The 26991-nt window shown below is 41.2% G+C and carries 24 protein-coding genes; 9 read left to right on the top strand and 15 right to left on the bottom strand.

The annotated features are described in order from the left end of the window. The 3 genes from NST65_RS05080 (at window position 1) to NST65_RS05070 (ending at window position 3475) form a co-directional block, all read left to right on the top strand. Window positions 1-1296, top strand: coding sequence for a globin-coupled sensor protein (locus tag NST65_RS05080; protein ID WP_342489337.1), 1296 nt, complete (start codon window positions 1-3; stop codon window positions 1294-1296). A gap of 61 nt (window positions 1297-1357) precedes the next feature. Continuing rightward, window positions 1358-1942: a histidine phosphatase family protein gene (locus NST65_RS05075; protein WP_024426547.1), complete on the top strand. Its 585-nt coding sequence runs from the start codon at window positions 1358-1360 to the stop codon at window positions 1940-1942. Window positions 1943-2329: 387 nt separating this feature from the next. After that, the gene (locus NST65_RS05070) at window positions 2330-3475 is read left to right on the top strand and encodes a S8 family peptidase (RefSeq protein ID WP_342489336.1); all 1146 of its coding nucleotides are present in this window, start codon (window positions 2330-2332) and stop codon (window positions 3473-3475) included. 45 nt (window positions 3476-3520) lie between these two features. On the opposite strand, the gene NST65_RS05065 is transcribed toward NST65_RS05070, so the two are convergent. After that, entirely contained in the window at window positions 3521-4807 is a 1287-nt protein-coding gene (locus NST65_RS05065; RefSeq protein ID WP_342489335.1) for a M48 family metallopeptidase, read from the bottom strand. Between the two features lie 177 nt (window positions 4808-4984). Between NST65_RS05065 and NST65_RS05060 the strand changes: the two genes are divergently transcribed. Next, window positions 4985-5392, top strand: coding sequence for a sporulation protein (locus NST65_RS05060; protein ID WP_342489334.1), 408 nt, complete (start codon window positions 4985-4987; stop codon window positions 5390-5392). 71 nt (window positions 5393-5463) lie between these two features. Here the strand turns inward: NST65_RS05060 and NST65_RS05055 are convergent, their stop codons facing one another. The 3 genes from NST65_RS05055 to NST65_RS05045 form a co-directional block, all read right to left on the bottom strand. Next, on the bottom strand, window positions 5464-7017 hold the full coding sequence (locus NST65_RS05055) for a fatty acid--CoA ligase family protein (RefSeq protein WP_342489333.1): 1554 nt from the start codon (window positions 7015-7017) through the stop codon (window positions 5464-5466). A 172-nt stretch (window positions 7018-7189) separates the two neighbouring features. After that, window positions 7190-8179 (bottom strand): lipoate--protein ligase, encoded by a 990-nt coding sequence (locus NST65_RS05050; RefSeq protein ID WP_024425472.1) that lies wholly within the window; start codon window positions 8177-8179, stop codon window positions 7190-7192. Between the two features lie 2 nt (window positions 8180-8181). Beyond that, complete coding sequence (locus tag NST65_RS05045) at window positions 8182-8925, bottom strand: MBL fold metallo-hydrolase (protein WP_211043018.1); 744 nt, start codon at window positions 8923-8925, stop codon at window positions 8182-8184. A 156-nt stretch (window positions 8926-9081) separates the two neighbouring features. Between NST65_RS05045 and yhfH the strand changes: the two genes are divergently transcribed. Then, window positions 9082-9219, top strand: a complete 138-nt coding sequence (gene yhfH, locus NST65_RS05040; protein ID WP_008359029.1) for a protein YhfH — start codon at window positions 9082-9084, stop codon at window positions 9217-9219. A gap of 339 nt (window positions 9220-9558) precedes the next feature. After that, entirely contained in the window at window positions 9559-10848 is a 1290-nt protein-coding gene (locus tag NST65_RS05035) for a cation:dicarboxylase symporter family transporter (RefSeq protein ID WP_034282190.1), read from the top strand. A 34-nt stretch (window positions 10849-10882) separates the two neighbouring features. Here NST65_RS05035 and NST65_RS05030 read toward each other — a convergent pair whose 3' ends face one another. From NST65_RS05030 to NST65_RS05000, 7 genes are all read right to left on the bottom strand, one after another. Beyond that, the gene (locus NST65_RS05030) at window positions 10883-11932 is read right to left on the bottom strand and encodes a M42 family metallopeptidase (protein ID WP_211042956.1); all 1050 of its coding nucleotides are present in this window, start codon (window positions 11930-11932) and stop codon (window positions 10883-10885) included. 143 nt (window positions 11933-12075) lie between these two features. After that, complete coding sequence (locus tag NST65_RS05025; protein ID WP_342489332.1) at window positions 12076-14385, bottom strand: YhgE/Pip domain-containing protein; 2310 nt, start codon at window positions 14383-14385, stop codon at window positions 12076-12078. Between the two features lie 64 nt (window positions 14386-14449). Next, the gene (locus NST65_RS05020) at window positions 14450-15028 is read right to left on the bottom strand and encodes a TetR/AcrR family transcriptional regulator (protein WP_169510857.1); all 579 of its coding nucleotides are present in this window, start codon (window positions 15026-15028) and stop codon (window positions 14450-14452) included. A 175-nt stretch (window positions 15029-15203) separates the two neighbouring features. Next, the gene (gene hemY, locus NST65_RS05015) at window positions 15204-16616 is read right to left on the bottom strand and encodes a protoporphyrinogen oxidase (RefSeq protein WP_211042960.1); all 1413 of its coding nucleotides are present in this window, start codon (window positions 16614-16616) and stop codon (window positions 15204-15206) included. Window positions 16617-16638: 22 nt separating this feature from the next. After that, a complete protein-coding gene (hemH, locus tag NST65_RS05010; RefSeq protein ID WP_024426557.1) occupies window positions 16639-17577 on the bottom strand; it encodes a ferrochelatase in 939 nt (312 codons plus the stop codon). A gap of 32 nt (window positions 17578-17609) precedes the next feature. Next, window positions 17610-18668 carry a uroporphyrinogen decarboxylase gene (gene hemE / locus NST65_RS05005; RefSeq protein ID WP_041117026.1) on the bottom strand — a complete coding sequence of 353 codons (1059 nt, stop codon included), beginning with the start codon at window positions 18666-18668 and terminating at the stop codon, window positions 17610-17612. A gap of 125 nt (window positions 18669-18793) precedes the next feature. After that, window positions 18794-20929: a PBP1A family penicillin-binding protein gene (locus NST65_RS05000; RefSeq protein ID WP_041117024.1), complete on the bottom strand. Its 2136-nt coding sequence runs from the start codon at window positions 20927-20929 to the stop codon at window positions 18794-18796. Window positions 20930-21056: 127 nt separating this feature from the next. Here NST65_RS05000 and NST65_RS04995 point away from each other — a divergent pair, with 127 nt between their 5' ends. Continuing rightward, window positions 21057-21542, top strand: a complete 486-nt coding sequence (locus NST65_RS04995) for an antibiotic biosynthesis monooxygenase (protein WP_034282197.1) — start codon at window positions 21057-21059, stop codon at window positions 21540-21542. A gap of 64 nt (window positions 21543-21606) precedes the next feature. Here the strand turns inward: NST65_RS04995 and NST65_RS04990 are convergent, their stop codons facing one another. Next, the gene (locus NST65_RS04990) at window positions 21607-21759 is read right to left on the bottom strand and encodes a hypothetical protein (RefSeq protein WP_224426392.1); all 153 of its coding nucleotides are present in this window, start codon (window positions 21757-21759) and stop codon (window positions 21607-21609) included. 283 nt (window positions 21760-22042) lie between these two features. Between NST65_RS04990 and NST65_RS04985 the strand changes: the two genes are divergently transcribed. Then, window positions 22043-23230, top strand: coding sequence for a M20 family metallopeptidase (locus tag NST65_RS04985; protein ID WP_046310442.1), 1188 nt, complete (start codon window positions 22043-22045; stop codon window positions 23228-23230). A 27-nt stretch (window positions 23231-23257) separates the two neighbouring features. Here the strand turns inward: NST65_RS04985 and NST65_RS04980 are convergent, their stop codons facing one another. The 3 genes from NST65_RS04980 to NST65_RS04970 are packed head-to-tail and all read right to left on the bottom strand — an operon-like array spanning window position 23258 to window position 25964. Continuing rightward, window positions 23258-23965 carry an EcsC family protein gene (locus NST65_RS04980; protein WP_046310440.1) on the bottom strand — a complete coding sequence of 236 codons (708 nt, stop codon included), beginning with the start codon at window positions 23963-23965 and terminating at the stop codon, window positions 23258-23260. A 45-nt stretch (window positions 23966-24010) separates the two neighbouring features. Then, complete coding sequence (locus NST65_RS04975) at window positions 24011-25231, bottom strand: ABC transporter permease (protein ID WP_046310437.1); 1221 nt, start codon at window positions 25229-25231, stop codon at window positions 24011-24013. Next, complete coding sequence (locus NST65_RS04970; protein WP_046310435.1) at window positions 25224-25964, bottom strand: ABC transporter ATP-binding protein; 741 nt, start codon at window positions 25962-25964, stop codon at window positions 25224-25226. The genes NST65_RS04975 and NST65_RS04970 overlap by 8 nt, the downstream gene beginning before the upstream one ends. A gap of 486 nt (window positions 25965-26450) precedes the next feature. On the opposite strand from NST65_RS04970, the gene NST65_RS04965 reads away from it, so the two are divergent. After that, the gene (locus NST65_RS04965; RefSeq protein ID WP_024425457.1) at window positions 26451-26879 is read left to right on the top strand and encodes an HIT family protein; all 429 of its coding nucleotides are present in this window, start codon (window positions 26451-26453) and stop codon (window positions 26877-26879) included. The last annotated feature ends 112 nt before the right edge of the window (window positions 26880-26991 follow it).

The raw sequence follows: 26991 nt of genomic DNA, 5'->3' as shown, positions 1-26991 counted from the left end.
TTGTTATTTAAAAAAGAACCGAAAAGAAAAAACACTGCTTTTTTCACACAGCAGGATGATGGGATAAAACGAATCAACTTCTCGAACAATACGGACATCGCGAAACAAATCAAAATGATTGACCTGACGCAGCATGACCTATTGATATTAAAGCAGCTCAATCCAATTGTTCAGGATGATATTGCACATATTGTTGATAAGTTTTATAAAAATTTAGAAGTCGAGTCTTCCTTGATGCATATCATTCAAGACAATAGTTCTGTCGATCGTTTGAAAAAAACACTCCGCATTCATATTAGCGAAATGTTTGCAGGCGTGATTGACGAAGCCTATGTGGCAAAACGCGTTAAAATTGCGCAAGTTCATTTACGGATTGGACTCCAGCCTAAATGGTACATGGCAGCATTCCAAGACCTTCTGCTATCAATTATGGATTTATTCGCTAACCATATCCAAGATTTCAAAGAATATCAGACAGCGGTCAAAGCGACGACGAAAATTTTAAATTTAGAGCAGCAGCTTGTCCTAGATACATTCCAAAATGAATATTCTAAAATTCGTGATGAAGCAGAAGAGCAGCAGCAAGAGCTTCATACAAAAATCACAGAGACTTCAAATTCGCTTGCTTCGCTCTTCTCAAACACAACAAGTGCGGTCGACAAGCTTGTCTCAAAATCGGATGAGATGGCGGACATGTCACAAGCTGGAACACAAATTTCAGCACAGGTCGAAGAAAAATCAATCGGCGGTAAAAAAGAATTAGAAATTCAGCAAACACAAATGAATCAGATTGATGGCAGCATGACGAAGATTGAAACAGAAATTAAGCGTCTTGAGGAAATCGCCAAACAAATTGAACAAATCTTTGGGATTGTCACAGGCATTGCAGAGCAGACGAACTTGTTATCTTTAAATGCTTCAATCGAATCTGCACGAGCAGGAGAACATGGAAAAGGCTTTGCTGTCGTTGCAAACGAGGTGCGCAAATTATCAGAGGACACAAAGAAAACGGTTTCAACTGTATCTGAACTTGTCAACAATACCAATTCACAAATCGCCATTGTCTCTCAGCACATTGCGGACGTGAATTTACTTGTGACAGACAGTAAAGAAAAAATGACACAAATCAATTCACTCTTCGATGATATCGTCAGCAGCATGAACTTAAGCAAAAACCAAAACGGAAAAATTGAAATTGACCTTCAGACTTTCCTTAACGAATTGAAGGAAGTCAAACAAACGGTGTCTCAAGTCGCAAGCTCCGTCGAATCCTTAACAAGCCTGACAAATCGCTAATACAGTCTTTTTTCTTCTGCTTTAGTATAATAGAAGAAAAGATAGAAAAGGCGGGATTTGATTGACAACAATTTGCCTAGTCAGACACGGGGAAACAGATTGGAATGCAGCGAAACGAATTCAAGGACGAACAGATATCCCTTTAAACGACACAGGTAAATGGCAGGCTGAACAAACTGGACTTTACTTAAAGGATGTCCATTGGGATGTTGTCATTTCCAGTCCACTAACAAGGGCAAAAGAAACGGCACACTTGATTTTAAATCATGTCCATGCTCCACTTGTCATCATGGATGATTTTATAGAACGAGATTATGGTGACGCTGAAGGCATGTCGTTTGAGGAGCGTCAGAAGCTGTTTCCAGATAAACAGTATCCAAATATGGAACCAATTGAGACGATTCAAAACCGAATGCTAGAAGGTATTGAGAAAGTCAGAGCCGCCTATCCAGATCAACATGTCCTGATCGTGGCTCACGGAGCTGCTATCCATGCTTTACTCACCACTTTGGCAGATGAACATATGGGTCTACAGAACACGAGACTTGTTAATGCTTGCTTAAATTATGTGGAATGGTCAGATGGTAAATGGAAGGTCCGTGATTACAACGTGGTCAGCCATTTAACTCAATCCGCCCCTTCTTAAAGAGCCTGTTATCTTAGCAGGTTCTTTTTTATGGCAAAAACAATGATAAAATAATATTTTTTTATATCGAAATTCGAAATAGATGCTAGACGATTCTACCTATTTTATGGCTTTTCGGGTATCGAATATTTAACCGGAAATGGATCATGAGAAAAAAAGCACACTCCCTTTTTAATAGAACATCGCTGAAATGATAGAATAAACATATTTTACCACCAGTTCCAAGTGACTTAATTCCCCAATTTTCGCTAGGACTTTCACAAAAATTCGGGTCTACTCTTATTTGCCTACTTCCCTTAAACTGAATATACAGAATAATCAAACGGTTCATTCTTATAGACTACGGATGATTATTCTGAAATAAGAAAAAAGGGATGTGGAATGTGCGTGAAAAAGAAAAATGTGATGACAAGTGTTTTATTGGCTGTCCCTCTTCTGTTTTCAGCAGGGTTTGGAGGATCCATGGCAAATGCCGAAACGGTCTCCAAAACAGATAGTGAAAAAAGCTATATTGTTGGTTTTAAAGCCTCTGCCACCACAAACAGCTCTAAGAAACAAGCTGTCATTCAAAATGGTGGAAAACTAGAAAAACAATACCGCCTCATTAATGCTGCACAAGTGAAAATGTCCGAACCAGCCGCCAAGAAACTTGAACATGACCCTAGCATTGCTTACGTAGAAGAAGACCATAAAGCAGAAGCATATGCACAAACCGTCCCTTATGGAATCCCTCAAATCAAAGCTCCAGCTGTACACGCTCAAGGTTATAAAGGTGCTAATGTCAAAGTAGCTGTCCTTGATACTGGAATCCACGCTGCACACCCTGACTTAAATGTTGCAGGCGGTGCGAGCTTCGTCCCTTCAGAGCCAAATGCCACCCAAGACTTTCAATCACATGGAACTCACGTAGCAGGAACCATTGCTGCCCTTGATAACACAATTGGTGTTCTTGGGGTCGCTCCAAGCGCTTCCCTATATGCTGTGAAAGTATTAGACCGTAATGGCGACGGACAATACAGCTGGATTATTAGCGGTATTGAATGGGCTGTAGCGAATAACATGGATGTCATCAATATGAGCTTAGGCGGACCAAACGGCTCCACAGCGCTTAAAAATGCTGTTGACACAGCGAATAACCGCGGAGTAGTTGTCGTTGCCGCAGCAGGAAATTCAGGTTCATTTGGCTCTACTAGCACCGTTGGCTATCCAGCAAAATACGATTCTACAATTGCTGTTGCCAATGTAAACAGTAACAATGTCAGAAACTCATCTTCTAGCGCAGGTCCTGAATTAGATGTTTCTGCACCTGGTACTTCTATTTTAAGTACGGTGCCAAGCAGTGGATACACTTCTTATACTGGAACATCTATGGCGTCTCCTCATGTAGCAGGAGCAGCAGCGCTTATCCTTTCTAAGTATCCGAATCTATCAACTTCTCAGGTTCGCCAGCGCTTAGAAAACACGGCAACACCGCTTGGTGACTCATTCTATTACGGAAAAGGGTTAATCAACGTTCAAGCGGCTTCTAACTAATCCAAATGTGATAATAAAAATCCGGCTGATCCAGCCGGATTTTATTTATTCCTGCTTTTTCGGCGTTTTCTCTTTTTCCGCTGCTTTTTCCATATCCATAATTCTTTCCATCATGGTCGGGTGTCCATAGCGGAAAATCTTCACTAGAAATGGTGGATTCACCTGGGAGAGCCCTGATTTTGCAAGCTTTTGAAAAGACGTTACGCCTGCATTCCCGTCTTTTGTCATGTTCACCGCATATTCGTCGGCTGCCCGTTCTTGATGCCTTGACACTGCATTTGTAAAAGGTGAAGCTGCAAATGACAGCATGGATACGATGATTAAAAGAAGCGGAAGAGCAGCGATGTCGTTAGACACCTTGAGTCGAAATGAGGCTGCTCCTTTTTGATAAAGATAAAAATAAAGACGGTCGATTACAAAAAATCCGGCCAGTGACAGCACTAAATATCCTGCTAGACCGATATACACATGCTTCATCACGTAATGCCCCATTTCATGCGCCATGATAAATAAAATTTCGCGGTCTTTCAGCTTTTGAAGTGTTGTATCCCATAAAACAATACGCTTATTTTCACCTATTCCGGTGACATATGCGTTCATCGTGTTCGTTTTCTCAGACATATTGACCTCATATACATGATCTGCTGGAATATGCGCTTTGTCTGCCAGCGTTAATATCTTCTTCTCTAGGGCTTGATCCTTTAGTGGATAAAAATTGTTATATAACGGATCAATGACGACCGGCTGTATAAAGAAGAGAAACAGCGTAACTGGGACTGTCAAACACCACGCATACAGCCACCAGCGCTTTCTTCTCTTTTGAATCAGCCAAAAGAACACAATAGCACAAAGGGCAAGGAGCGGATATTGAATCCAAAAATCCAGTGTTTGATCTTTCAACCAGCTTGCCGTACTTTGTGAAGATACTCCGTAGTGTAAAGACAGCTGATAGCCAATCCATTTAATTGGGAATGAAATGATCATTGTTAAAAGTGACAGCACAAACACATACACAAGTTTGCTTAAAAACTTGAAACGGGCTGCTGCCAAGCTCCAGTCTGCTATTTTCCGTGAAAACCCTGAAATGAGCAAAAGAAAAAAGACATACCAATCTAATGGGATGGTTATGAAATACAGCAGGTTCCGTATGTTCGAGAAATTCTCACTGATCACAAGCTCATGGCTTGACATAAAAGTATGCGGATCTGCACTTGTCTCTTTTATACTTTCAGGTACCGATGAATCCCCCATTAGAAACAAATACGAATAAATAAAAAGACCGTACAATATGTATGCTAAAGTTACAAGAGCTATCCATTTACGTACTCGCACAGGTCAGCCTCCTTTCCATCCCTCTCTCTATTCTAGTCGCGCATTTTTTCGTTTAGAACCTGTCTCATGTGGCTCCATCATAGCATGCCCCATCTGAAAAAGCTTTCGCGAAAAAAATGATTATGCGGCTCAAAAATCGGAGAAGCTACATGTAAAACAGTAAGTTGGAGGATCAAAATGAAGAAAATCCTTGCAGGAGTTGTGATTTTTGGACTTTTATTAATCACTTTCTTTTATGTGTTCAGCCGGACGAGCGAAATCTTTGATGAGAATCGAGCAGAAAAATTGCTGCTCTCACCTGCGAATGAATCAATCTCTTATGAAATAGATGATAAGGACACAGCAGAAGATTTAATTGAAGAATTAAATAAAGGCAAACAAACAAGCAATCATTTCAAGAAAAATTTAAAAAAGCCTGATTATATCGCCAAGGTGATGTTCGGACGAACAAACGGCACCACCTTCCAGCTTTGGACCAACCGATCACAGGTCGTTTTTTTAGTTGATGGAACGTTTTATGAACTGAATCAAAAACAGTCGAATTCTTTTCAGAGACAGTTAAAAGAAGCCATTCAAAAGAGCTAAAATGTCTTTGAGAGAAAACCTTGAAGTGCGGGGATTTGTAAGGGAGCCTCCTCATCAGAGACTCCCTTTTTTTATTTACTTTCTTCTGCTTGATACTTTTCTCTTAGCGCTCTTCTTAAAATTTTACCTGTTGTGTTTTTAGGAATATCATCTATGAAATGGATCGTTTGGGGCTGCTTATATTTTGCTAAATAGCGTGAACAATGTGTGATGATGTCTTCTTGATTGATGTGAGCATGTTTCTTAGGGGAAATGTAACAGACGACTGCCTCTCCTGTGTTTGGGTCTGGCACACCGATGACAACGGCTTCTGCTACACCTTCATGTTGATATAGTACTTCTTCTACTTCTCTTGGATATACATTATAACCGCCAACAAGAATCATATCCTTTTTCCGATCGACAATGTAAATATATCCGTCTTCATCTCTTCTCGCCAAATCGCCAGTATACAGCCAGCCGTCTCTTAGTGCAGCTTCCGTATCTTCTGGCATTTGATAATAGCCTTTCATGATGTTTGGCCCTTTTGCTATCAGCTCTCCGACTTCATTAGGACCGACTTCTTCTCCAAGTTCATTCACAATTTTATTCTTCACATTCATAATGTCAGTTCCGACAGAACCCGGTTTTCTTTTTCCGTCAAGAGGATTGAATGCAGTCACTGGAGATGCCTCTGATAACCCATAGCCCTCAAGGACCGTAACTCCGAACTTTTTCTCAAAGCCATGCAGTAAGGCAACAGGCATTGAGGCACCGCCTGATATACAGATCCTCACAGATGACATCGCTTCATTATGCCCCTCCTGTCGGTACAAATAGTTATACATGGTGGGCACACCAACAAATAGCGTTGGCTTCTCTTTTTCCATCATGCGCAAAAGCTCTGACGGGCTGAAATGCGGCAAGACATAAATCGTCGCACCATGAATCAACGGCGCATTCATACAGACTGTTAAACAAAATACATGGAACATTGGCAAAGCGGCAATGACCTTGTCCTTTTTATCAATCGATAAATACTCAGCGACATCTCTGGCATTTGAATAAAGGTTGAAATGAGTCAGCATGGCACCTTTTGGTTTTCCTGTCGTGCCAGATGTAAATAAAATAACAGCGGTATCATCTGACTGAATGGAAGGGTGTACGTTTTCATTCGCAGCACCTGTCACAAGCTTTCCAAAGAAAACAAGCCGATCAGATACTTCCTTGAAGCTTGATCTGCACGCCGCTTCATTTTCTGCACAAATAATGACTCTTTCAATGGAAGGAAGCTGCTCATACACCTGCTCGTACACTGGCAGAAGCTGTTCAGGCGCAACAATACCTTTAACATCACCTGTGATGAGCATATATCCAATTTCACTAGGTGTGTATGTTGGGTTAATAGGCACAACGACAAGCCCTGCCTTTAATGCGCCAAAAAAAGAAATGACGAAATGCGGTGAATTTCCTAAAATAAGCGCGATATGATCCCCGGCTTGAAACCCTTCGCTCACTAATCCATCTGCAAAACGCTCGATACTTGTCATCAGCTCTCGATAGGTCCACTTCTTTCCTTCAAAGATCAATGCGATATTTTCTCCCTTCGTCATCGCCGTCTGCTGAAGATTTTTGATCAAATCCATTCTCCCACCCCTTACATGTCATCAATGAATGAATGGCCATTCATTTTATGGCCGAACATTCCTCCTTTCTATTATAATCGACAATCGAAAAAATCCACAAGATCAAATGTAAATCGCTTTCATTTCCTTCAATCAAAAAAGCACTGCTATGCCTAGCAGTGCTTTCCCGCGATTAATAAATCAAATCAAGAAAATCCTCTTTTGATACGTTGCCGAAATAGTGACGCATGTCCATATCTTCTAAGACGTCACTGATCGTTTTACGATCATATTGCTGGCCAATGAGCCGCTTCTCAATATCGGCAATATCTCCTACGCCAAAGAAATCACCAAAGATTTTGCAATCCTGGATCATCCCTTTTTTCACTTCTAATCGCAAATCAATGGAGCCTGCAGGGAATCTCTTAGAATGCTGCAAATTAAATTTCGGTGAACGGCCATAGTTCCATTCCCATTTTTGATAGCGATCTCGGGAAATCTCGTGAATCTTTTCCCAATCCTTTTCAGTCAGACGATATTGAGGCACGTCCCCATTTGTATCAAAAATGTAGCTTAAAAGAATTTTTCTAAACTCTTCTGTTGTCATTTTTTGATCCATCAGTTCACTAATATTGGCAACCCTGCTTCTAATTGATTTGATGCCTTTTGATTCAATCTTTTCTTTTTTCACATTTAAAGCCGAAACGACATGTTCAATTTCTGAATCAAATAGCAGTGTGCCGTGGCTGAAAATACGTCCTCTTGTTGCGAACTGGGCATTTCCAGAAATTTTACGTCCATCTGCCATGATGTCATTTCTGCCGCTCAATTCAGCTTTAACGCCTAGCTTTTCAAGCGCTTTGATAACTGGCTCTGTGAACTTTTTAAAGTTATGAAAGCTGTCTCCATCATCTTTTGTGATAAAGCTGAAGTTTAAGTTCCCTTTGTCATGGTAAACTGCACCACCGCCGGATAAGCGGCGCACGACTTTGATTCCATTGTCTTCCACATACTTTGTGTTGATTTCTTCTATTGTATTTTGGTTCTTTCCAATAATGATCGACGGCTGATTGATGTAAAACAGCAAATATGTTTCTTCTGGATCTAAATATTTTAAGCAATATTCTTCAATTGCCAAATTAATCATTGGATCATAATGTTGTTCGTTATCGATAAACAGCATCTCTATCTTCCTTCCTTGTTCCATCTAAGCCCTGAATGGGCAAGCTGTATACTGCCAGTATATAACGCCTGTGCTTCATTGACTAGGTCTTTATGACGTCCAAAATGGGGCAGATGGGTGATGATAAGTTCCCCAACATTTGCTTCCTTTGCAATTTTCCCTACTTCCGTACTGTTCATATGTCCGGCACCTGATCCATCTTGTCCAGCGTAAAAATTGCTTTCGGCAATGAGCAGATCTGCCCCCTTGCTAAATGGAATAAATGCCTCCTGATAGCTTGAGTCTGCAGTATACACGACCACAGCATCTTCTGCCTGAATTCTCATCGCATAGCATTCTGCCGGATGAACCGTTTTCAAAAAATCAATTTGAAAGGGTCCGAGTTCAATCCTTTCTTCTGGCTGGTAAGGCTTTGCCTTTGTATGTACATCATCAGAAAGCCGCCCAAATGCTTCTTGATCACCAGTATGTCCATAGATCGGAAGCGGGCCGCTGCTTTTTCCTAAATGATATCCCACTAGCTTTGCATATTGGAGTGGTCCGATATCAGCAATATGATCGTGGTGATAATGAGAAAGGAGAACAGCATCTAGTTCTTCTATATCAATGTATTGCTGCAGCTTTGAAAGAACACCGCTTCCGCAGTCTACAAGAAGACGAAAGCCATTTGATTCAAAAAGGTAGCCTGATGTCGCTTCACCAGCTGCCGGAAACCCTCCATAGCATCCAATCACGGTTAAGTTCAACGTCATTTTTCCCTCCTTTTCTAAAAATCCCCTTCTTACAATATACCCATTTTTCAAGGAAAAAGCATTCTTCCTGCCTATTGTTACAAAACAGATTGACAATTATTAATCTGTTATAATACAATAATAGCAACAAATCGTATTGGAGGATGACAAATGCTAGGAAAAATCACAGAGTTTTTTAGAAATTTGCCCTCAAAGAAATGCACAAAATGTGGAAATGATTTAATGGAACAGCACGAGTGTTACGGTAATGAATGTGAGGAATGCTCACAAGTAAGTTATCTTAAATAAGGGAATAAATTGAATAAAAAAGCACTTTTTTCCTCCGTCATCAGTTGGAGTCAAAGGTGCTTTTTATTTTTTCTGAAAAATAGGTAAAAAGGTAAAACCCTCGTCACAAAAGGTTTTTTTAGTATTTTCATATGATGACTTTTAGTTCTGAAGGCACTTTTTATTGACTCGAAACAATGGAGGGGGTTCTAAATGTCTATTTTTTCTAATAATTTTGTATTTTCTTAATATAATTTAATCGTGGACGAACCTCTTTAAATTTAGTTATACTTTAATTCATATATTAAAACTTAATATGGTGGGAATATTCCTTTAATGAATATGTTAGGGAGGAAATCTATGAAAAAATTAAAATTTGGATTGGCTACTCAAATCCTAATCGGTCTTATTCTCGGTGTTGTTGTTGGGGCAATCTTTTTCGGTAACCCAGGTGTCGAGACATACTTAAAACCAATTGGAGACTTCTTCTTAAGGCTCATAAAGATGATTGTCATACCAATTGTCGTATCCAGCTTAATTTTAGGTGTTGCAGGTGCGGGTGATGGTAAAAAAGTAGGGAAACTAGGTTTTAGAACCATTCTTTATTTTGAAATTATCACAACATTTGCGATTGTCCTTGGTCTTGTGCTTGCAAACTTTGTACAGCCTGGTGCAGGCGTTGACTTTGGAAATACGGAAAAGCAAGATATTAGCCAGTATGTTGAAACGGAAAAAGAGCAAAGCAGCAAATCAGTTGCTGATACGTTCCTTCATATCGTTCCAACGAACTTCTTCCAATCATTGGCGGAAGGTGATTTGCTTGCGATTATTTTCTTCACTGTGCTATTTGCACTTGGCGTTTCAGCGATTGGCGAACGCGGTAAACCAGTGCTCGCCTTCTTCGAGGGTGTATCACATGCCATGTTCCATGTCGTCAATGTTGTGATGAAAGCTGCACCATTTGGTGTATTTGCACTCATTGGTGTAACCGTATCAAAATTTGGTCTTGAATCTCTCATTTCATTAGGTAAGCTTGTAGGTCTTGTTTATTTTGCGCTCGCTCTCTTCCTTATCGTTGTATTCGGAATTATCGGAAAGATGATTGGCGTCAATATTTTCAGATTTCTTGCTTACATGAAAGACGAAATGCTTCTTGCCTTTAGTACATCCAGCTCTGAAACAGTTTTACCAAGAGTCATGGATAAAATGGAGCGCATCGGATGTCCAAAAGGAATTGTTTCGTTCGTTATCCCAATCGGTTATACGTTTAATCTGGACGGCTCCGTCTTGTATCAAGCCATTGCTGCGCTTTTCCTTGCACAGGTATATGGCATTGACCTCACGATCGTCCAGCAGCTTACACTAGTTCTTGTGCTGATGGTAACATCTAAAGGAATGGCTGCCGTTCCTGGTACTTCATTTGTTGTATTACTCGCGACATTAGGAACGATCGGTGTACCTGCTGAAGGTCTTGCATTTATTGCAGGTGTGGACCGTATCATGGATATGGCGCGGACTGTTGTCAACTTAACAGGAAATGCACTTGCAGCTGTTGTCATGTCTAAATGGGAAGGGCAGTATGACCCTGAAAAAGGACATCGTGTGATGACTGGACAAGAGGCACCTGAGCCAACACAGCTTTCAAGCTAACCAAAAAGAACCCCATCTATCAGGGGTTCTTTTTTTATGCTGTGATTAATGGTGATTGAACATAGTAGTAAAGGAGATCCGCTGTATGGACAAGTGAATCTTCATGTGTTCTTTCAAAAGCATGCGAGGAATCTATACCAGGACCAATCAGTCCATGAATGATATCATGCCCTGCTCTAATGGCTGCTGATGCATCAGAGCCATAATAAGGGTAAATATCAAGGCGGTAATCAATGTTGTTCTCTTCTGCTAATGCAGCTAAATGCTTGCGTAATCCATAGTGATAAGGGCCGCTCGAATCCTTTACACAAATCGATACACTATATTCATCTGTTGATTGACCGTCACCGATGGCACCCATATCTACAGCGAGATATTCCACTGTTTCTTCTGGAATATTCGAGTTTCCGCCGTAGCCAATCTCTTCATTATTGGAAATTAAAAAATGCGTTGTATGCGGCAATGTGATGTTTTCCTTTTGAATCCGCTGGATGAGCCGCAAAAGCAGCGCAACACTTGCCTTATCATCAAGATGTCTAGATTTAATAAACCCTGAAGATGTCACTTCCACTCTCGGATCAAATGAAATAAAGTCCCCTACTTGAATGCCAAGTGCTTTGACATCGTCTGCATTTTTCACTTTTTCATCGAGACGAATCTCCATATTTTCTTGGTTTCGTTTCGCTTTTCCAGCATCCGCATAAACATGAACGGATGTTTGATGCATAAGAATGGTCCCTGTGTATGTATGGCCTGATGCTGTTTCAATTTCACAATATTCGCCTTCAATTGAGTTATATTGAAAGCCTCCAATGAGTGCAAGACGAAGCCGTCCATTTGATTTAATTTCCTTAACCATCGCACCGAGCGTATCGACATGCGCTGTCAGCATGCGGTGTTCTTTGTCATCTGTCCCTTTGATTGTGGCAATTAATCCGCCTTTTCGATTTCGTTTTGTCTCAATATTTAAATCTTGTAAAAAACGTTCAACAAAGCCGATCACTTTTTCCGTATTTCCTGATGGACTTGGGATTGATACGAGCTTTTGAATCAGCTGAACGGTTTCGTTTACTTCAGTTGTCATTCGGCATTTCCTCCTTTGTCTGAAAGCAATTCTTTCCATGTATGCCTTTTTCAGCATCTCTTCTTAAAATATATCGCTTCAGGTTCGAGATGTCTAATTTCAAATGAAAAATCCTTCCTCTATAAAGAGAAAGGATTCATGAATTAAGCTTCGTCCTGTTTCATTTTTCTTACGTTCCAAGCAAAGTATGCTGTTGTTGCCGCCATCATGATGATCGCAACTGTTCCAAGGATCGCTGCTTGGTGCCATAAATAGCTGTCATCACCGCTTGCAATGATCGTTCTAAATCCGTTGATTGTATACGTCATTGGAAGCAGACTATGAATGACTTGGAAGAATTTCGGCACAAGCTCAAGCGGGAATGTACCAGCACTTGCTGCGAGCTGAAGAACCAAGATAATAACGGCAATGAAGCGTCCTGGGTTCCCCATAGTTGTCGCCAGCAGCTGAATGATCGCTAAGAATGTCAGACTGACGATAATCGCAAAGAGATAGAAGCGCCAGAGGCTTTCCACCTCAAGACCAAGCCCAAAGATGAGCATGGAGCTTGCAATGACTGCTTGCAGGATACCGACAAAGAGGAGTACGCTATATTTGCTGAAAAACCATTCAAACGCGTTTCTAGGGCGTCCAGCAGGGTCTTTCATTGGGAATACAACGGTGAGCATGAGAGCCCCTACAAAGAGTCCCATCGATAAAATATAAGGTGTGAGCCCTGTACCATAATTATCGATCTTTTTCGCTGTATCATTTTCTGTTTTCACGGGACTCGCAATCATATTGTAATTGTCTTGACCCGCATCAATTTCTCCTGTTTCATCAGCGGCACTTTTTAATTTATCGGACAGCTTACCTGTACCGCTCTTTAAATCTCCCAATCCTTTATCGAGTGATTTTGAGCCTTCAGCAAGCTTAGATGTGTTGCTTTGGATATTCGTTGAACCACTTTCCAGCTTATTTAACGCTGCACTCAGCTGGCTTGAACCATTCGCAAGCTTATCTGCACCGCTTTTCGCTGTATCCAGCTTTCCATTTGCTGTTTGCAGACCATCTTGTAATTGGCCTTGACCTGCTTGGAGCTTAAGTGCACCTTGATACAATTTATTCGTACCAGATGTCATTTGATCAATCGCATTTTGTATCGCGACTGTAGATGTGTACAGCTGTTCCGTTTTCTTTGGCAGCTGTTTGACTTGCTGCAGCTGAGCTTTTGCAGAAGCAACCGCAGATTGAACCTCACTTGCATCAGGCAGTTCCTGCAAGGCCGCTAAGCTTTGTTCTAGTCCAGACAGATCTGGCAGTTCGATTTTAGGCAGACTGTCAAGCTGATCCATTGCCGCCTTTTTCTCTTCATCTGTCATTGAGCTGTTTTGGATGATGCTTTTTACTTTAGCATCTCGATTCGATAGCGCTTCTTTTAATGAAGCAAGTTTTGTACTAAACGTTTTTGCGTCTTTTTTCACCTGATCGAGTTTAGGCGCCATCTTTTCAAGATTCGCTAATTCTGGTGACGACAAGACTTTTTCTACTGCTTCAATTTTTTCTGAAAAAGATTGTGCTTTGTTGTTTAGCTGCTCAATACCCGCTGTGAATTGCGGCATTTTAGAAGCGAGCTGCTGATGACCTTCACGGCTTGTGTTTAACCCTTCAGTCAATGTATCAATTCCTGTACCAAGCTCTCCAAATTTCTGATCGATGGTTTGATAGCCTGTTAAGAGCTGGCCAAGTCCGCTGTCAAGAGATTGTATCCCTGTGTTCAGTTCACCCATTTTACCAGCAAATTGATGAACACCTTCGCTATAGGTTAACGTTCCTTCAGCCAATTTTGCTAAATTGTCCTTTAACTTGTTACTGCCATCTTTTGCACTTTTTGTTCCGTCATCAATTTTCTTCGCACCATCGCTTGCTTGATCTAAGCCTTTTGCAATCGTTTTGAAGTTATCAAAAATGACCTCTGCGTAATTTTTTGTGACTTCCTTTGAAACCGAATCTTTTAATTTGATAATGGCATTATTCGCAATTTGTGACGCCGCATAGTTGGCGCCTGGATTCGTATAATATTTCAGATTCGATTTTTTTGGATGTTTATCAAGGACTGTACTTGCATTTTTCGAGAAATCCTTTGGTATTTCCACGACGAGATAATAATCCTCATTATTTAATCCCTTCACTGCCTTTTCTTCACTATCGACAAAGTTCCATTTGAAATTATCGTTTTTCTTTAATTCCTTCACTAAATCATCGCCGACATGCAGTGTCTTCCCGTCATATTGACTGCCTTCATCCAAGTTGACAACCGCTACAGGCAACTGATCGACTGTACCATATGGATCCCAGTACGCTTTTAAAAATACACCGCTGTAAATCAGCGGAATAAATAAGACAGCTAAAATCGGGATCAGTAGTTTTTTGCTCGTCACAATGTCTTTCCATTGATTCCGAATTAAATTCATTGCTGTTTTCCTCCCATAGATGAATGACTAAATTTAGAATTTGGTCATTTGAACTTAAAAAAAATTATGGTGCTACTAAAAGTCCTTTGAGAACATAAAGTTCCAGCGACTCGGCCACCTCTTCTTTTGTTAAAGGCTCGTATCGCTTTTCCCAATCAAAAATAAGTGCAATATATAGTTTCACCATCACAAATGCAGTCAATTCAGGATCACATGGCTTAATGTCGCCTTTATCAATCGCTTCTTTTACTTTCGTTTTGATATAGCGAATGATCATTTGCTCCATCTTCTCAATCATTTCCTTGACCGCTGACGTGCCAAGCTCCGCACTTTCCTGAAAGATTTTGATTGTGAGCTGGTGGTTTTTTCGAAATTCCAATATTGCAAAGAGTGCTAAGTGAAGGTTTTCAGAGAAACTTTTTTCCTCATCCATTGCTTCATCCGCAATTTTCCTCATCTCCATTAAAAGGGATGTGAAAATTTCATCGAACAGCTCTTCTTTGTTTTTGAAAAAGGTATAAATGGTTCCTTTTCCGACGTTGGCAAGCTTCGCCACAAGGTCCATTGTGGTGGCTTTATACCCGAATTGAGTAAATGCCTTCGTAGCCCCGTCTAAAATCATTTGTCTCCTATCAACACTCATGATCTCACTCCCAAAATGACTATTTGAACGTTTTGGTCATTAAGTACAGAAAGTAATATACCACACCCTTTTCCCCGGATGCAACAACTTTGTTCACATTTATGATTCCCAACTCTTTTCGATTGATTCGAACATGAAAAACTCCCTTTCCATGACAGAAAAGGGAATTGTTTTTTTATGAAAATAGGTAAGATAAAGCTTCTGAAATAGCAGCTTTTCCTTGATCAATACAATCAGGGATTCCGACACCTTCAAAAGCAGCACCTGTGATATAAACACCAGGATATGATTGCTTAAACGTTTCTCGCATGTTCGAAATAGCTTTTTGATGACCGACGTGATATTGCGGCATGCTCGTCTTCCAGCGAGTCACTGTCGTCAGTTCTGGATCTGCTTTAATATCCATGATTTTTTTCAAATCCTCCAGCACGATGCTGACGATTTGATGGTCTGACTGCTCGACAATTGATTCGTCGCCAGCTTTCCCTACATAGGCACGCAATAGCGTTTTTCCTTTAGGAGCTGTATGCGGCCATTTTTTGTTCGTCCACGTACAGGCTGTAATAGAGAAATCACTGTTTCTTGAGATGACAAAACCAGTACCGTCATATTCATTATGAACATCCTCTTCTTTAAAACCGAGTGCCACCGTTGCAACAGAAGTAGATGTCATATCATGCAAGTACTCAAGCCCTGCTTCTTTTGGAAACATGGAATAGATCGATTGATGCGGAGTTGTCACAATGGCTGAATCAGCAAAAAGCGTTTGACCGCTGTCTAACTGCACACCGTAGCCCCCATCTGTTTTTTCAATCTGCTTCACTTTTGTCCCTTTATAAATCGTTGTCAGCTTGAGCTTGCTTTCTACTGCTTCAACAAGCGCTTGCAGTCCTTGATTGATCGTTTGGAACTGCCCTTGTCTTTTCGCTGTCACTTGCTGCGCTTTCGCATGCTGCTGTGATTTTTTCATCCCAAGAATCAAACTGCGATGCTTTTGTTCTGTTTGATAAAACTGCGGGAAGGTGGACATTAAGCTGAGACGGTCAATGTCACCTGCATAAATGCCTGATAGAAGAGGTTCGATTAAATTCTCAACTACTTCATCACCGACACGTCTTCTAAAAAATTCACCGAGCGACTGATCTTCTGTTTGCTTGCTTTTTGGCAAGACGAAATCCATTGCGGCTCTCGCTTTTCCTGCAACTGAAAAAAGACCGGTTGTGATGAATGGGCTGATTTGAGTTGGAATACCCATGACAGCGCCTTTTGGCATCGGGTGAAGGGTTTCATTGACTAGTACATATGCCTGCCCTGTTTCATTATTGACGAGCTGATCTGCGAGACCCACATCCTTCGCCAGCTGCGGTCCACTGACCTTTCTTTCTAAAAATGAATCAGGTCCACGTTCAATGATGTAGCCGTCTTTATATAATGTTTGTATTTTTCCACCTAGCCTAGGGCTCGCTTCAATAAGAGATATTTGAATGGGAAGACCTTTTTCTTCGACTTCCTTTTCCAAATAGAAGGCGGCGGCTAAACCAGTGATGCCACCGCCAATGATGACAAGGTGTTTTTGATTGTCATGCATAGGATCGCCTTCTTTTATATAATTACTTGCTTTCGTCAAGCTTCTTTAATACGACAGTTGCGAGAGCATCAATAAATGCTGGTTTCGCATTTGGCATTTCTGGACGATAGTAGGCTGCACCGATTTCATCTGTCACGACTTTACATTCATAATCGTTGTCGTATAACACTTCAAGATGGTCAGCGACAAATCCAACAGGCACATATACGAACGTTTTATAGCCTTTTTGTTCGAATAGGTCACGTGTTAAGTCTTGAACGTCTGGTCCAAGCCATGGATCAGGCGTGTTGCCTTCACTTTGCCAGCCAATTTCATAATGTTCAATTCCTGCACCTTCTGCAATCATTTTGGCAGATTGTGCGAGCTGATCAGGATATGGATCTCCTGCTGCAATAATCTTTTCAGGAAGGCTGTGTGCAGACACAATGAGTACGGCTGATTCTCTTTCCTCTTCACTCATCGATGCATACGTATCCTTCACTTGTTTCACCCAATAGTCCACAAACTTCGGCTCATCGTACCAGCTTTCCACAGACGTAATCTTCAGATTGCCAAGCTTGTCTGCCTCATCTTGTGCACGCTTGTTATACGATTTCACGCTAAAGGTTGAAAAATGCGGCGCAAGAACAATACTCACTGCTTCTGTGATGCCGTCCTTGTGCATCTCTGCAACTGCATCCTCAATGAACGGCTCAATATGCTTTAAGCCAATGTAGACATGAAATTCAATGTCGTCTTGGATGTCGTTCAAATGATCACACAAACCATTTGCCTGCTGTTCGGTAATTTTTGATAAAGGAGAAATACCGCCGATTGCCTTGTAGCGATCCTTCAAATCTTGCAGCATCTCTGGCTCCGGCTTTCTGCCTCTGCGGATATGTGTATAATAACGCTCAATATCTTCTTCTTTATATGGGGTGCCATATGCCATGACAAGAAGTCCCATTTTCTTTTTCTCCACAACCAACACTCCTTCAGATCATTTGAAATAGTTTAGATGGATGATTTTTTATGTTTCGCTGAATAATCGTGAATAAAATCTGTCAGCTTCTTTAACGTATCTGGTGAAACATCTGGAAATACCCCATGACCTAAGTTAAAGATAAAGTGATCTGATTTCATTCCTTGATCTAAAATAGCTTTTGCTCTCTCTTCAATGACTTCCCAAGGAGCAAGTAAAATGGTTGGATCAAGGTTCCCCTGTAACGTTTTTGTGAGCCCTTCTTTTCTTGCTTCGTCTACACTCATACGCCAATCCAGTCCAACCACATCAAGCGGCAGGTCATGCCAGTCTTTCGCTAAATGGCTTGCTCCAACTCCATACATGATCATTGGGACGTTTTCAGACTTCAGCTCTGTGAAAATTCGCTGCATGACAGGCTTAATGAATGTCCGGTAATCTGCTGCATTTAAAGCACCAACCCATGAGTCGAAAATTTGAAATGCACTGACCCCGGCTTTTACCTGCGCGCGTATGTACGTAATCGTCATATCAGCTAACTTGTTCATAAGCAGCATCCACGCCTCAGGATCACTGTACATCAGTGCCTTTGTTTTATGATAATTTTTAGATGGGCCGCCTTCAATCATATAGCTTGCCATCGTAAATGGTGCGCCAGCAAAACCGATAAGCGGAACATTCAGCTGCTCCTTCGTTAAAAGCTGAATGGTATCAAGCACATATGGCAGGTCTTCTTCAGGATGAAGTTCCCCAAGACGTTCGATATCTGCTTTAGATCGAATCGGTGCATCAATCACAGGTCCAATTCCATTTTTAATTTCTACGTCCACTCCAATAGCCGGAAGCGGGGTCATAATATCTTTATATAAAATAGCGGCATCTACACCATATTGTTCTACAGGAAGTCTCGTTACATAAGCACATAGCTCTGGCTGATGCGTAATTTCAAATAGCCCGTATTTTTCTTTAAGGGCACGATATTCAGGCTGTGAGCGTCCTGCCTGTCTCATATACCAAACTGGTACATGGTCTGTTTTTTCCCCTTTACACGCCTTTAAGAACGTGTCATTAAAAACCTTCGTTTTTCCCATTACCTTTCATTCCACCTTTCGCCTTATACTCTCTTTTTGTACAAGGCTCAAACCTGCTTTTACTATACCGTTTTTTCAAGGCACGGTATACTAAAGCGGCTCAATGTTCAAAAAATCGCCGAATATTAACGTCCAAAAGCCTCTGGCTTGACATATGGACTGCCTTCGCCTTCTTCTTGCGTTTGGGTATTATATGGAACAACCTTATACTCTGCATTTGAAAATACATTGGCATACGGCATTGTATAGCTGCCCACGCCTGTCACTGTGTCGATCAGCGTCTCGCTTCCATTTCTCTTTTCATAAATGCGGTATTCAACGCGTTTATCCTCTTGATTGTCCCAAGACAGCTCTAATGTAAACAATCCTTTGATTTTAAACGCATAGCGGGCTTCAAATCCTGATAGTCCCTCTAAATGGATAGGCGACTCGAGCTCTTTTATCCCCTCTGGTTTTTCAAACGTTTCATTGGTGATTTGAGCTGCTGTTAAAATATCTTTAAACAGCTGCACCGGGAATTGACTGCCGCCGGTTAAATAGTGACTGTTATCGGTTTTGTCATACCCCATCCAAATCGCACCCGTTGTACTAGGCGTATAGCCGGCAAACCAAGCATCCTTTGTTGCACCTTTCACACCTGAATATGTGGTCGTACCTGTCTTACCTGCTAAATCTCCAGCGTATGAACCGCTCTGGGCTGTCCCGCCTTTGACGACTTGCTGAAGCATTCTTGTCATATTCCAAGCATTCTGCACGCTAAACACTCGTTCTTGCTTACCACGATTCTTTTCTACAGTTTCTCCTTCATCATTGGTGATTTTCTGAATGAAGAAAGGCTTTTTATATACGCCTTCATTTGCAAATGTATGGAAGGCTCCAGCGATCTGTAATGGAGAAACTCCTTTTTCTAAACCGCCAAGCGCCATGGCTAGTCCTTTATCCGAGATATCTATCCCCATTTTCTCAAGATATGATTTCGACGTGTCAATGCCCAGCTGGCTTAACGTCCACACAGCAGCGGTATTTTTACTTTTCATGAGGGCATCCACCATTGTGACCCTTCCTTCATACTGCCCATCGTAATTCTTTGGTGAATAGCCGTCATAGCTTTTTTCTTTGTCTTCAAGCAATGAATAAGGTCTGAATTTTTTCTCCTGCATTGCCGGACCGTAGACCGCGATCGGCTTAAAAACAGATCCAGGCTGCCTAACAGCTGTCACCCTGTTGTAGCCTCTCGCCTGATATTCTCGTCCACCGATGGCTGCTTTCACTCCGCCAGACTCGTTATCAATGAATACGGCGCTGCCTTCCGGAGAACCGCTTTTTCCCGGGAAATAACGGTTGTTCTTCATCGCATCATATGCGGTTTTTTGCAGATTCATATCAATCGGAACTGTAATGGTATAGCCGCCTTGAAGCAATTGTTCATGTGAAATGGCATACTCTGACTCTGCTTCTTTAATGATGAGATCAACATAGCTGTCCACCCAAGGCGTTTCTGATTTCTTTTTCAAATGAATGCCTAGTGTTCTCCCTTTTGCTTCTACTGTTTCTGTTGAAGACAAATATCCTTGTTCGTTCATTAAATTCAGGATGGTGTCCCGCCTTTGTTTATTTTTATCAGGGTGTAAAACAGGCGAATAAGAAGATGGTGCCTTTGGCATCGCAGCGAGTGTGGCACCTTCGCTGACCGTTAAATCTTTGACATCCTTACTAAAGTAATAATTGGCTGCTGCCTGAATACCATAAACACCATGGCCAAAGTATAGCTGATTCAAATACATCTCAAGCAGCTTATCCTTTGAATAATCTCTTTCTAAGTTAATGGCAATAATGACTTCTTTTGTTTTTCGAAGAAAGGTTTTGTCATTTGTGAGAAAAATATTTTTTGCGAGCTGCTGGGTGATTGTACTGCCGCCCTCTACCTTCCCTCCTGCTAATATATCTCGATAAACCGCCCTTGAAATAGACTGTGCATCAATGCCGTGATGCTCATAAAAACGCTTGTCCTCAACAGCCACAAAAGCTTTTGCTACTTTATCAGGCACCTCTTTTAATGACACAGGATCCCGATTTTCTGAATACATGCTTGTGAGTTCTTTTCCATTCTGATCAATGATTTTGGAGGAAGCGTGAAAAACAAGCTTCTTTTCATCTATGACATAATGTCCTAAAAATAAAATCGTCAGATAGCCAATAAATGAGAGTACGATTGTACTTCCTGCAATGACTAATGGAATGATTATCTTCTTTTTCTTCAAATTAGGTCACCTCATTCCTTTATACGGATAGTATGGGATGTATTGCTTCATAATATGTTTTATGGATTGACTGCCAAAGAATTATATATCATTCTTTTGTTATACTATCAAGCAGGAGGCGGTTTAGATGAATTTCTATATTACATATGGAACAGCAGATTTTTTGCATAAAATCGCAAAGAAACACCATCTGGAAAATCTGCTTTATATGGTCGGAAAAGAACAAGCAGCTCTTTTTCATGAAACGGAGGGTGAGACTGTATTTAAAGCCCCTCATGCCTATGATGTGATTTATGCGAAAGGCGCGCTTGTCCAATCTGGTTTCGTCACCTTGAATCATATCCCTGTTAAGCTTGAAAGCAGAGCACTGTTTGAATCCACCTTTCAGAAAAAGACGAACATCTCAGAACATCAGCGCGGCTTCCAGGCTATTCGCGTTTTAAGACCGCAAAAAGATGAAGAAGTTTATTTGATTTTGACACTTTGGGAATCAGAGGACTTATTTCAAGACTTTCAAGAATCAGAAGCATTCTTTCAGCCACACGAGGATACAGGCTCCATTTTCTCTCGTCCAGCTTACCTCACATCCTATCATGCCGTCACAGACAATTAAGGAAGTGCTGCTCTCAGCACTTCTTTTTTTCATCAAAAAAAGCCCAGTCGATGGGCTCTTCATTTTATGAGCTTGATTTCAGCTCGTACCGATGAATGATCGGCTGAAGCACATAGAAATTCAGCAATATCCAACCTAATAAGACCGGCCACTTCAACATAGGTGAAGCACCTTTCAATTGAATCAGCAGCACCAATAGTGGAATCAAGCAGATCATGAAAAAACTCATTTTTGAGAGAAATGTTTCTTTAATTTGATGCCGGCAGCTTGGACACATCATCATTTTCGTATGTGATAAATGAAATTTTTCGACGAAAGAAAATGTTTTTGAACAATTTGGACAGCTTCCCAACGCTACTCCTCCCTTTCCCTGCTTCATATCAACTTCGACTTTTATGTAAAATGACCTTTTGCTACTGACCACGAAATCCTCTTCTGTTGAAAGATTCTAACAATTACCATACAATCAGTAAAAGAGCATGAAGGAGGTTTTCGATTCAATGACAATATCCACTTTACAAAAAAGCATCAATGAACGTCTTGATGAACATTATGAGGAAATGGTTGAAATTAGACGCCATCTCCATATGAATCCTGAACTTTCTTTTCAGGAAGAAGAAACAGCCGCTTTCATCGCCAGCTACTATGATACATTACAAATACCTACGCGCACCAAGGTGGGCGGTCATGGCGTACTCGCTTTTATTGAAGGAGCTTCTCCGGGACCAACCATTGCCCTCAGAGCTGATTTTGATGCACTTCCCATCCACGATGAAAAAGATGTACCTTACAAATCAACAAAGCCTGGTGTGATGCATGCGTGCGGTCACGATGGGCATACTGCGACACTTCTTGTATTAGCAAAAGTCTTGCATACGCATCGTGATCAATTAAAAGGAAAGATCGTCCTCATTCATCAGCATGCAGAAGAATATGCTCCCGGCGGTGCAAAACCAATGATTGAAGACGGCTGTTTAGACGGTGTCGATGTGATATTCGGTACGCACCTTTGGTCTTCAGAGCCTTGTGGCACGATTCTTTATAAAAGCGGGAACTTTATGGCAGCGGCCGATCGTTTCTCCATTCAAGTCCAAGGGAAAGGCGGACACGGCGCTCAGCCTCATTTAACAAAAGATGCCGTACTCATCGGTTCACAAATCGTCGCAAACCTGCAGCAAGTCGTTGCACGTAAAGTCAATCCGATTGATTCTGCTGTTGTTTCTGTTGGAGGTTTTGTAGCAGAGAATGCCTTTAACGTTATTGCAGATTCAGCTGTTTTAACTGGTACTGCACGATCCTTTGAAGAAAGTGCACGGCATATTATCGAACGAGAAATTGAACAGGTGGTAAAAGGGGTATGCCAGATGCATGATGCTTCCTACACATATGAGTACGTCAGAGGATACCCTGCTGTCAAAAACCATCCAAAGCCGACGGAATATATTGCTGGCATCGCAAACCAGACAGAAGGTGTCACAGAAGTAAAAGAAGCGGAAACCCAAATGGGCGGAGAAGACTTTGCTTACTACCTTCAGCATGTCCCTGGTACCTTCTTCTACACAGGCGCCATGCCGGAAAACAGCCAGGACGTGTATCCACATCATCATCCAAAGTTTGATATCAACGAAAAAGCAATGCCTATTGCAGCAAAGGTACTCGCGAACGCCGTTCTTTCCTACAATGAATAAAAAAAGCCGCTGTCCTCAGCGGCTTTTCTATTTCATTTCTTTCAATATTCGCAAGTGAAACACATGGCGTGCGACCTCTCCGAGCTGTCCTGTCAGCTGATGATTCGCCACCCCGCCAACAGCGGCTCCGACGACCGGCATTAATTGAAACAGCTTTACAAGATCAATGTAATCTCGATACTCTTGCTGAAAGCTGTACCAATCCATTTCCTCGCGGCTCGTTTCCCAATCATCTATGATCTTCATCATTTTTTGACGATGGGCACTGCTGGAAAAGGCGAGCTGAAATATACAGAGCAAAAAGAGTCTTTCCTCCTTTTGAGATAAATCAAAGCCATAAATACACGCCAGCTCATAAAGGCATTTCATCTTTATGCTTAACAGCAGCGGAAAGTCTGCCATTCCGAGGAATAAACCGCCTGCACCTGTTCCAACCCCTTCGATGGCAGCCGCCTTTTGGTAATACTTCACTTTATCCTTAGCCAGTTCATTTCGTTCTACAATAGATAATTGTTCATCAATCACTGAAAATGAAGTGAAGTGTGATCCTGATACGGTGGATTCAACCATTGTTTTGACTGCACTTGTGATGACTTGATGAAACCTGGCAGGAATTCGGCGGTTCACATGCTGCTGAACTCCTTTTGAAAACCGTTCGATCTTTGAAGGTTTTCTTAAAAAACGTGTTTGAAAAAGAATGGCTTCTTCATACAACTCTCGTTCAGCTGCATTCATCCGGTTCCCTCCTTGATGTCATCATACGCTCGCTGTAATCTCCACTTATCTCATCTTTTTTAACCTGCTTTGTACGTAAGGCTTAAAGAGGACAAGCACAAATGCTAAAGAAATAAGAAAGGCAAGTCCGCTTCCCTGCCAGCCTCCCGCTGGAAGTACCGCACAGCTCAGCAAGATTGATTGGATGATCAGCACATTACGGACGAGAACAAAAAAGCTTCGATCCTTTTCTTTTTGAGAAACTGGATAAAGTGCCTGTAATGAAAGATGAGCAAAGTGCTTCGTTAACGGCACAAGCTGTACACCTGTGATAAATACTGTGAACAAGACAAGTAACGCACCCACCCAGCCTGCTGCACCTGTATACAAAATAATCAGGACAAACACGGCCGTTAATCTAAACACCAGACCAAAATAATCATTTGAGCGTACAAACGCCCTCACATACATATAAGAAAAAGTTTTACGCTGATCGTAAGGAACAAACTTCAAAATCCAGTCCATATATGCTCTTCTTTTCACCTGTTTCTTTAAGTGAGGCACATCTGTAAATAAGTTTGCCAAACGATAAAAGCGCTGCTTACGTTTTAATTCATCAGAAATATGCATTTCCCATTGAAAGGGCTGTTTTTTCACTGCATTTGTTAAGTAGACGAGATATACACCATAGATAAGATAAAAAACGATTGCAATCGCATAGGCTGCCTGTAAGACGGTGTAGATCAACATCACATTTAACAGAAAACGAAGAGCTGCATCGAGCCATCTCACGTGTTTTCCTTGAAAATATGTGATTCTCCATTGAATGGCTGTATTCAGGCCCTTTATTAAGATCATTTGCGCCAGTATCAGCATATATCCCGTGATGCCTCCTGAAGACACCGCCGAATAAAGCGGAAGTGCGACAATGGATACAGCAATGAGAGGAAACAGCTGAGAAATGAAGCTAAAGTTAAACGCTTGTTTTAGGTAAGGCTCCATCTTCCCTTCCAAAGGAAGCAAAAACACGAGATCGGCTTCTTTAATCAACGTACGTACGTATGAGCTTGTGAGTACCAATGAGAAAACAACTGCCATCACCCAGTAGGATGGGAAGTGAGCCGGAATATGTTTAAGCCAGCTGCTGTACCAGCTTGCTCCGCCTGCAAGGAAAAAAATGAGCACAATGACAAGATGATCGTTGAACATGTATTTTAAGTATTTTCTTGTTTCTTGTACGTGTTCCTCTAGTCTTGATTTCCAAATGGTTTGTGTTGTTTTACTCATAGCTTTCTTCCTTTGTTAATTCCAAATAAAGATCATCGAGTGTCGCATCTCTCATATTGAACTGTTCTCTCAGCTCTGCCAGCGTTCCTTTCGCTCTGATTTCCCCTTCGTGCAAAATAATAAAGGAATCACAATAGCGTTCAGCTGTCGCCAAAATATGCGTTGACATCAGGACACTAGCGCCATTTTTCTTCGCAGCATTCATCCGTTCAAGCAGTGCATTGATCGCAAGAGGATCAAGCCCTAAAAACGGTTCATCGATGATATACAGCTCTGGTTCCACAAGGAATGCACACATAATCATGACCTTCTGCTTCATTCCTTTTGAAAAATGAGCAGGGAACCATTTCAGCCGTTTCTCCATTCGAAATTCTTTCAGCAATGATGGCAGGCGTTCGTCTAATTGTTCCTTTGATAGACCGTAAGCCATCGCTGTCAGCTCTAAATGCTCTTTTAGCGTTAATTCTTCATATAAAACAGGTGTTTCAGGAATAAATGTAAATTGTGAACGATACGCCTCTTGGTCGTCTTGAAGAGTTCGTCCATTCAATTCAATGACACCTTTATGCGGTTTCATGAGCCCGATAATATGGCGGATGGTTGTACTTTTCCCCGCCCCGTTTAAGCCAATGAGACCGACGATTTGATTTCTTTCTAATTCAAATGAAATATTTTTTAGAACGGGATTCTTCGTATATCCACCCGTTACATCTTTTACAGTGAGAAGGGACATGAATTCGTTCCTTTCTTTCTTTTTTCCTTTATAGTAACAAAAACGAATGATAATTTGAAATGTTTACCTATAGACGAGTCATGAATAAAAAATAGGCGCTTTGGTCATCATAATGTATGTAGAAGAAATGAACTTGATGACCAATAAGTAAATGAGGTGTTTGTTAAAGGCAAAGAACCGCATGACAAGTTGGTTTTTCATCTAAAAACCTTAGCTTCTGTTTTGCTTCACTGATTCTTGATTTTTGTGTCCTATACAATATGTATACGACAAACCAAAACGTCAAATGAGGTGTTTACGGCAGAAATAGCAGGCATATGAATTCTTTATTTCAGTAAATAGAGAATTCAAAAGGCATTCGAATGAAAGCATCAGCATTTCTTCTGCAGGAGCAGGATGAGCGACCAAAGGAGTTCGCTTGTCCTGTTTTCTTTTTTGCTTCTTTTTGTGATACGATAAAGGAAAAATAATGAGGAGTGACATGGCGTGAGCGACTGCATTTTTTGCAAGATCATTGATGGAGACATTCCATGTGCAAAAGTATATGAAGACGAGCATGTATTGGCTTTTCTTGATATCAGCCAAGTAACAAAAGGACATACCCTTGTAATCCCGAAAATACATAAAGAAAACATCTATGAGATGACACCAGAAGTGTCTAACCACTACTTCCAAGCGATTCCGAAAATTGCAAGGGCGATCAAACAGGAATTTGAACCAATCGGGTTAAACCTCCTGAACAACAACGGTGAAAAAGCCGGACAATCGGTATTCCATTACCATATGCACATCATTCCGCGCTACGGAAAAGGTGATGGCTTTGGTGCCGTATGGAAATCACATCAAGATCAATACACGTCAGAGGATTTAAAAGACATTTCTTCTGCCATCCACACGCGGCTTACCTCATCTTAACAGATGAGGTTTTTCTTATTTTCACCCCTTTTCATCGCTTCCGCCTTTTAATAGTAAGATATTTTGAACGATTCAATTTTTTTGTCCAAATGCTTCAAATTTGTGATAGGAT

Origin of the sequence: Bacillus sp. FSL P4-0248 (assembly GCF_038593305.1) — a bacterium.
Taxonomy (GTDB): Bacteria; Bacillota; Bacilli; order Bacillales; family Bacillaceae; genus Bacillus; species Bacillus safensis.
The sequence above is the reverse complement of the archived record's forward strand: the minus strand, read 5'-3'. Positions and strand labels throughout refer to the sequence as shown.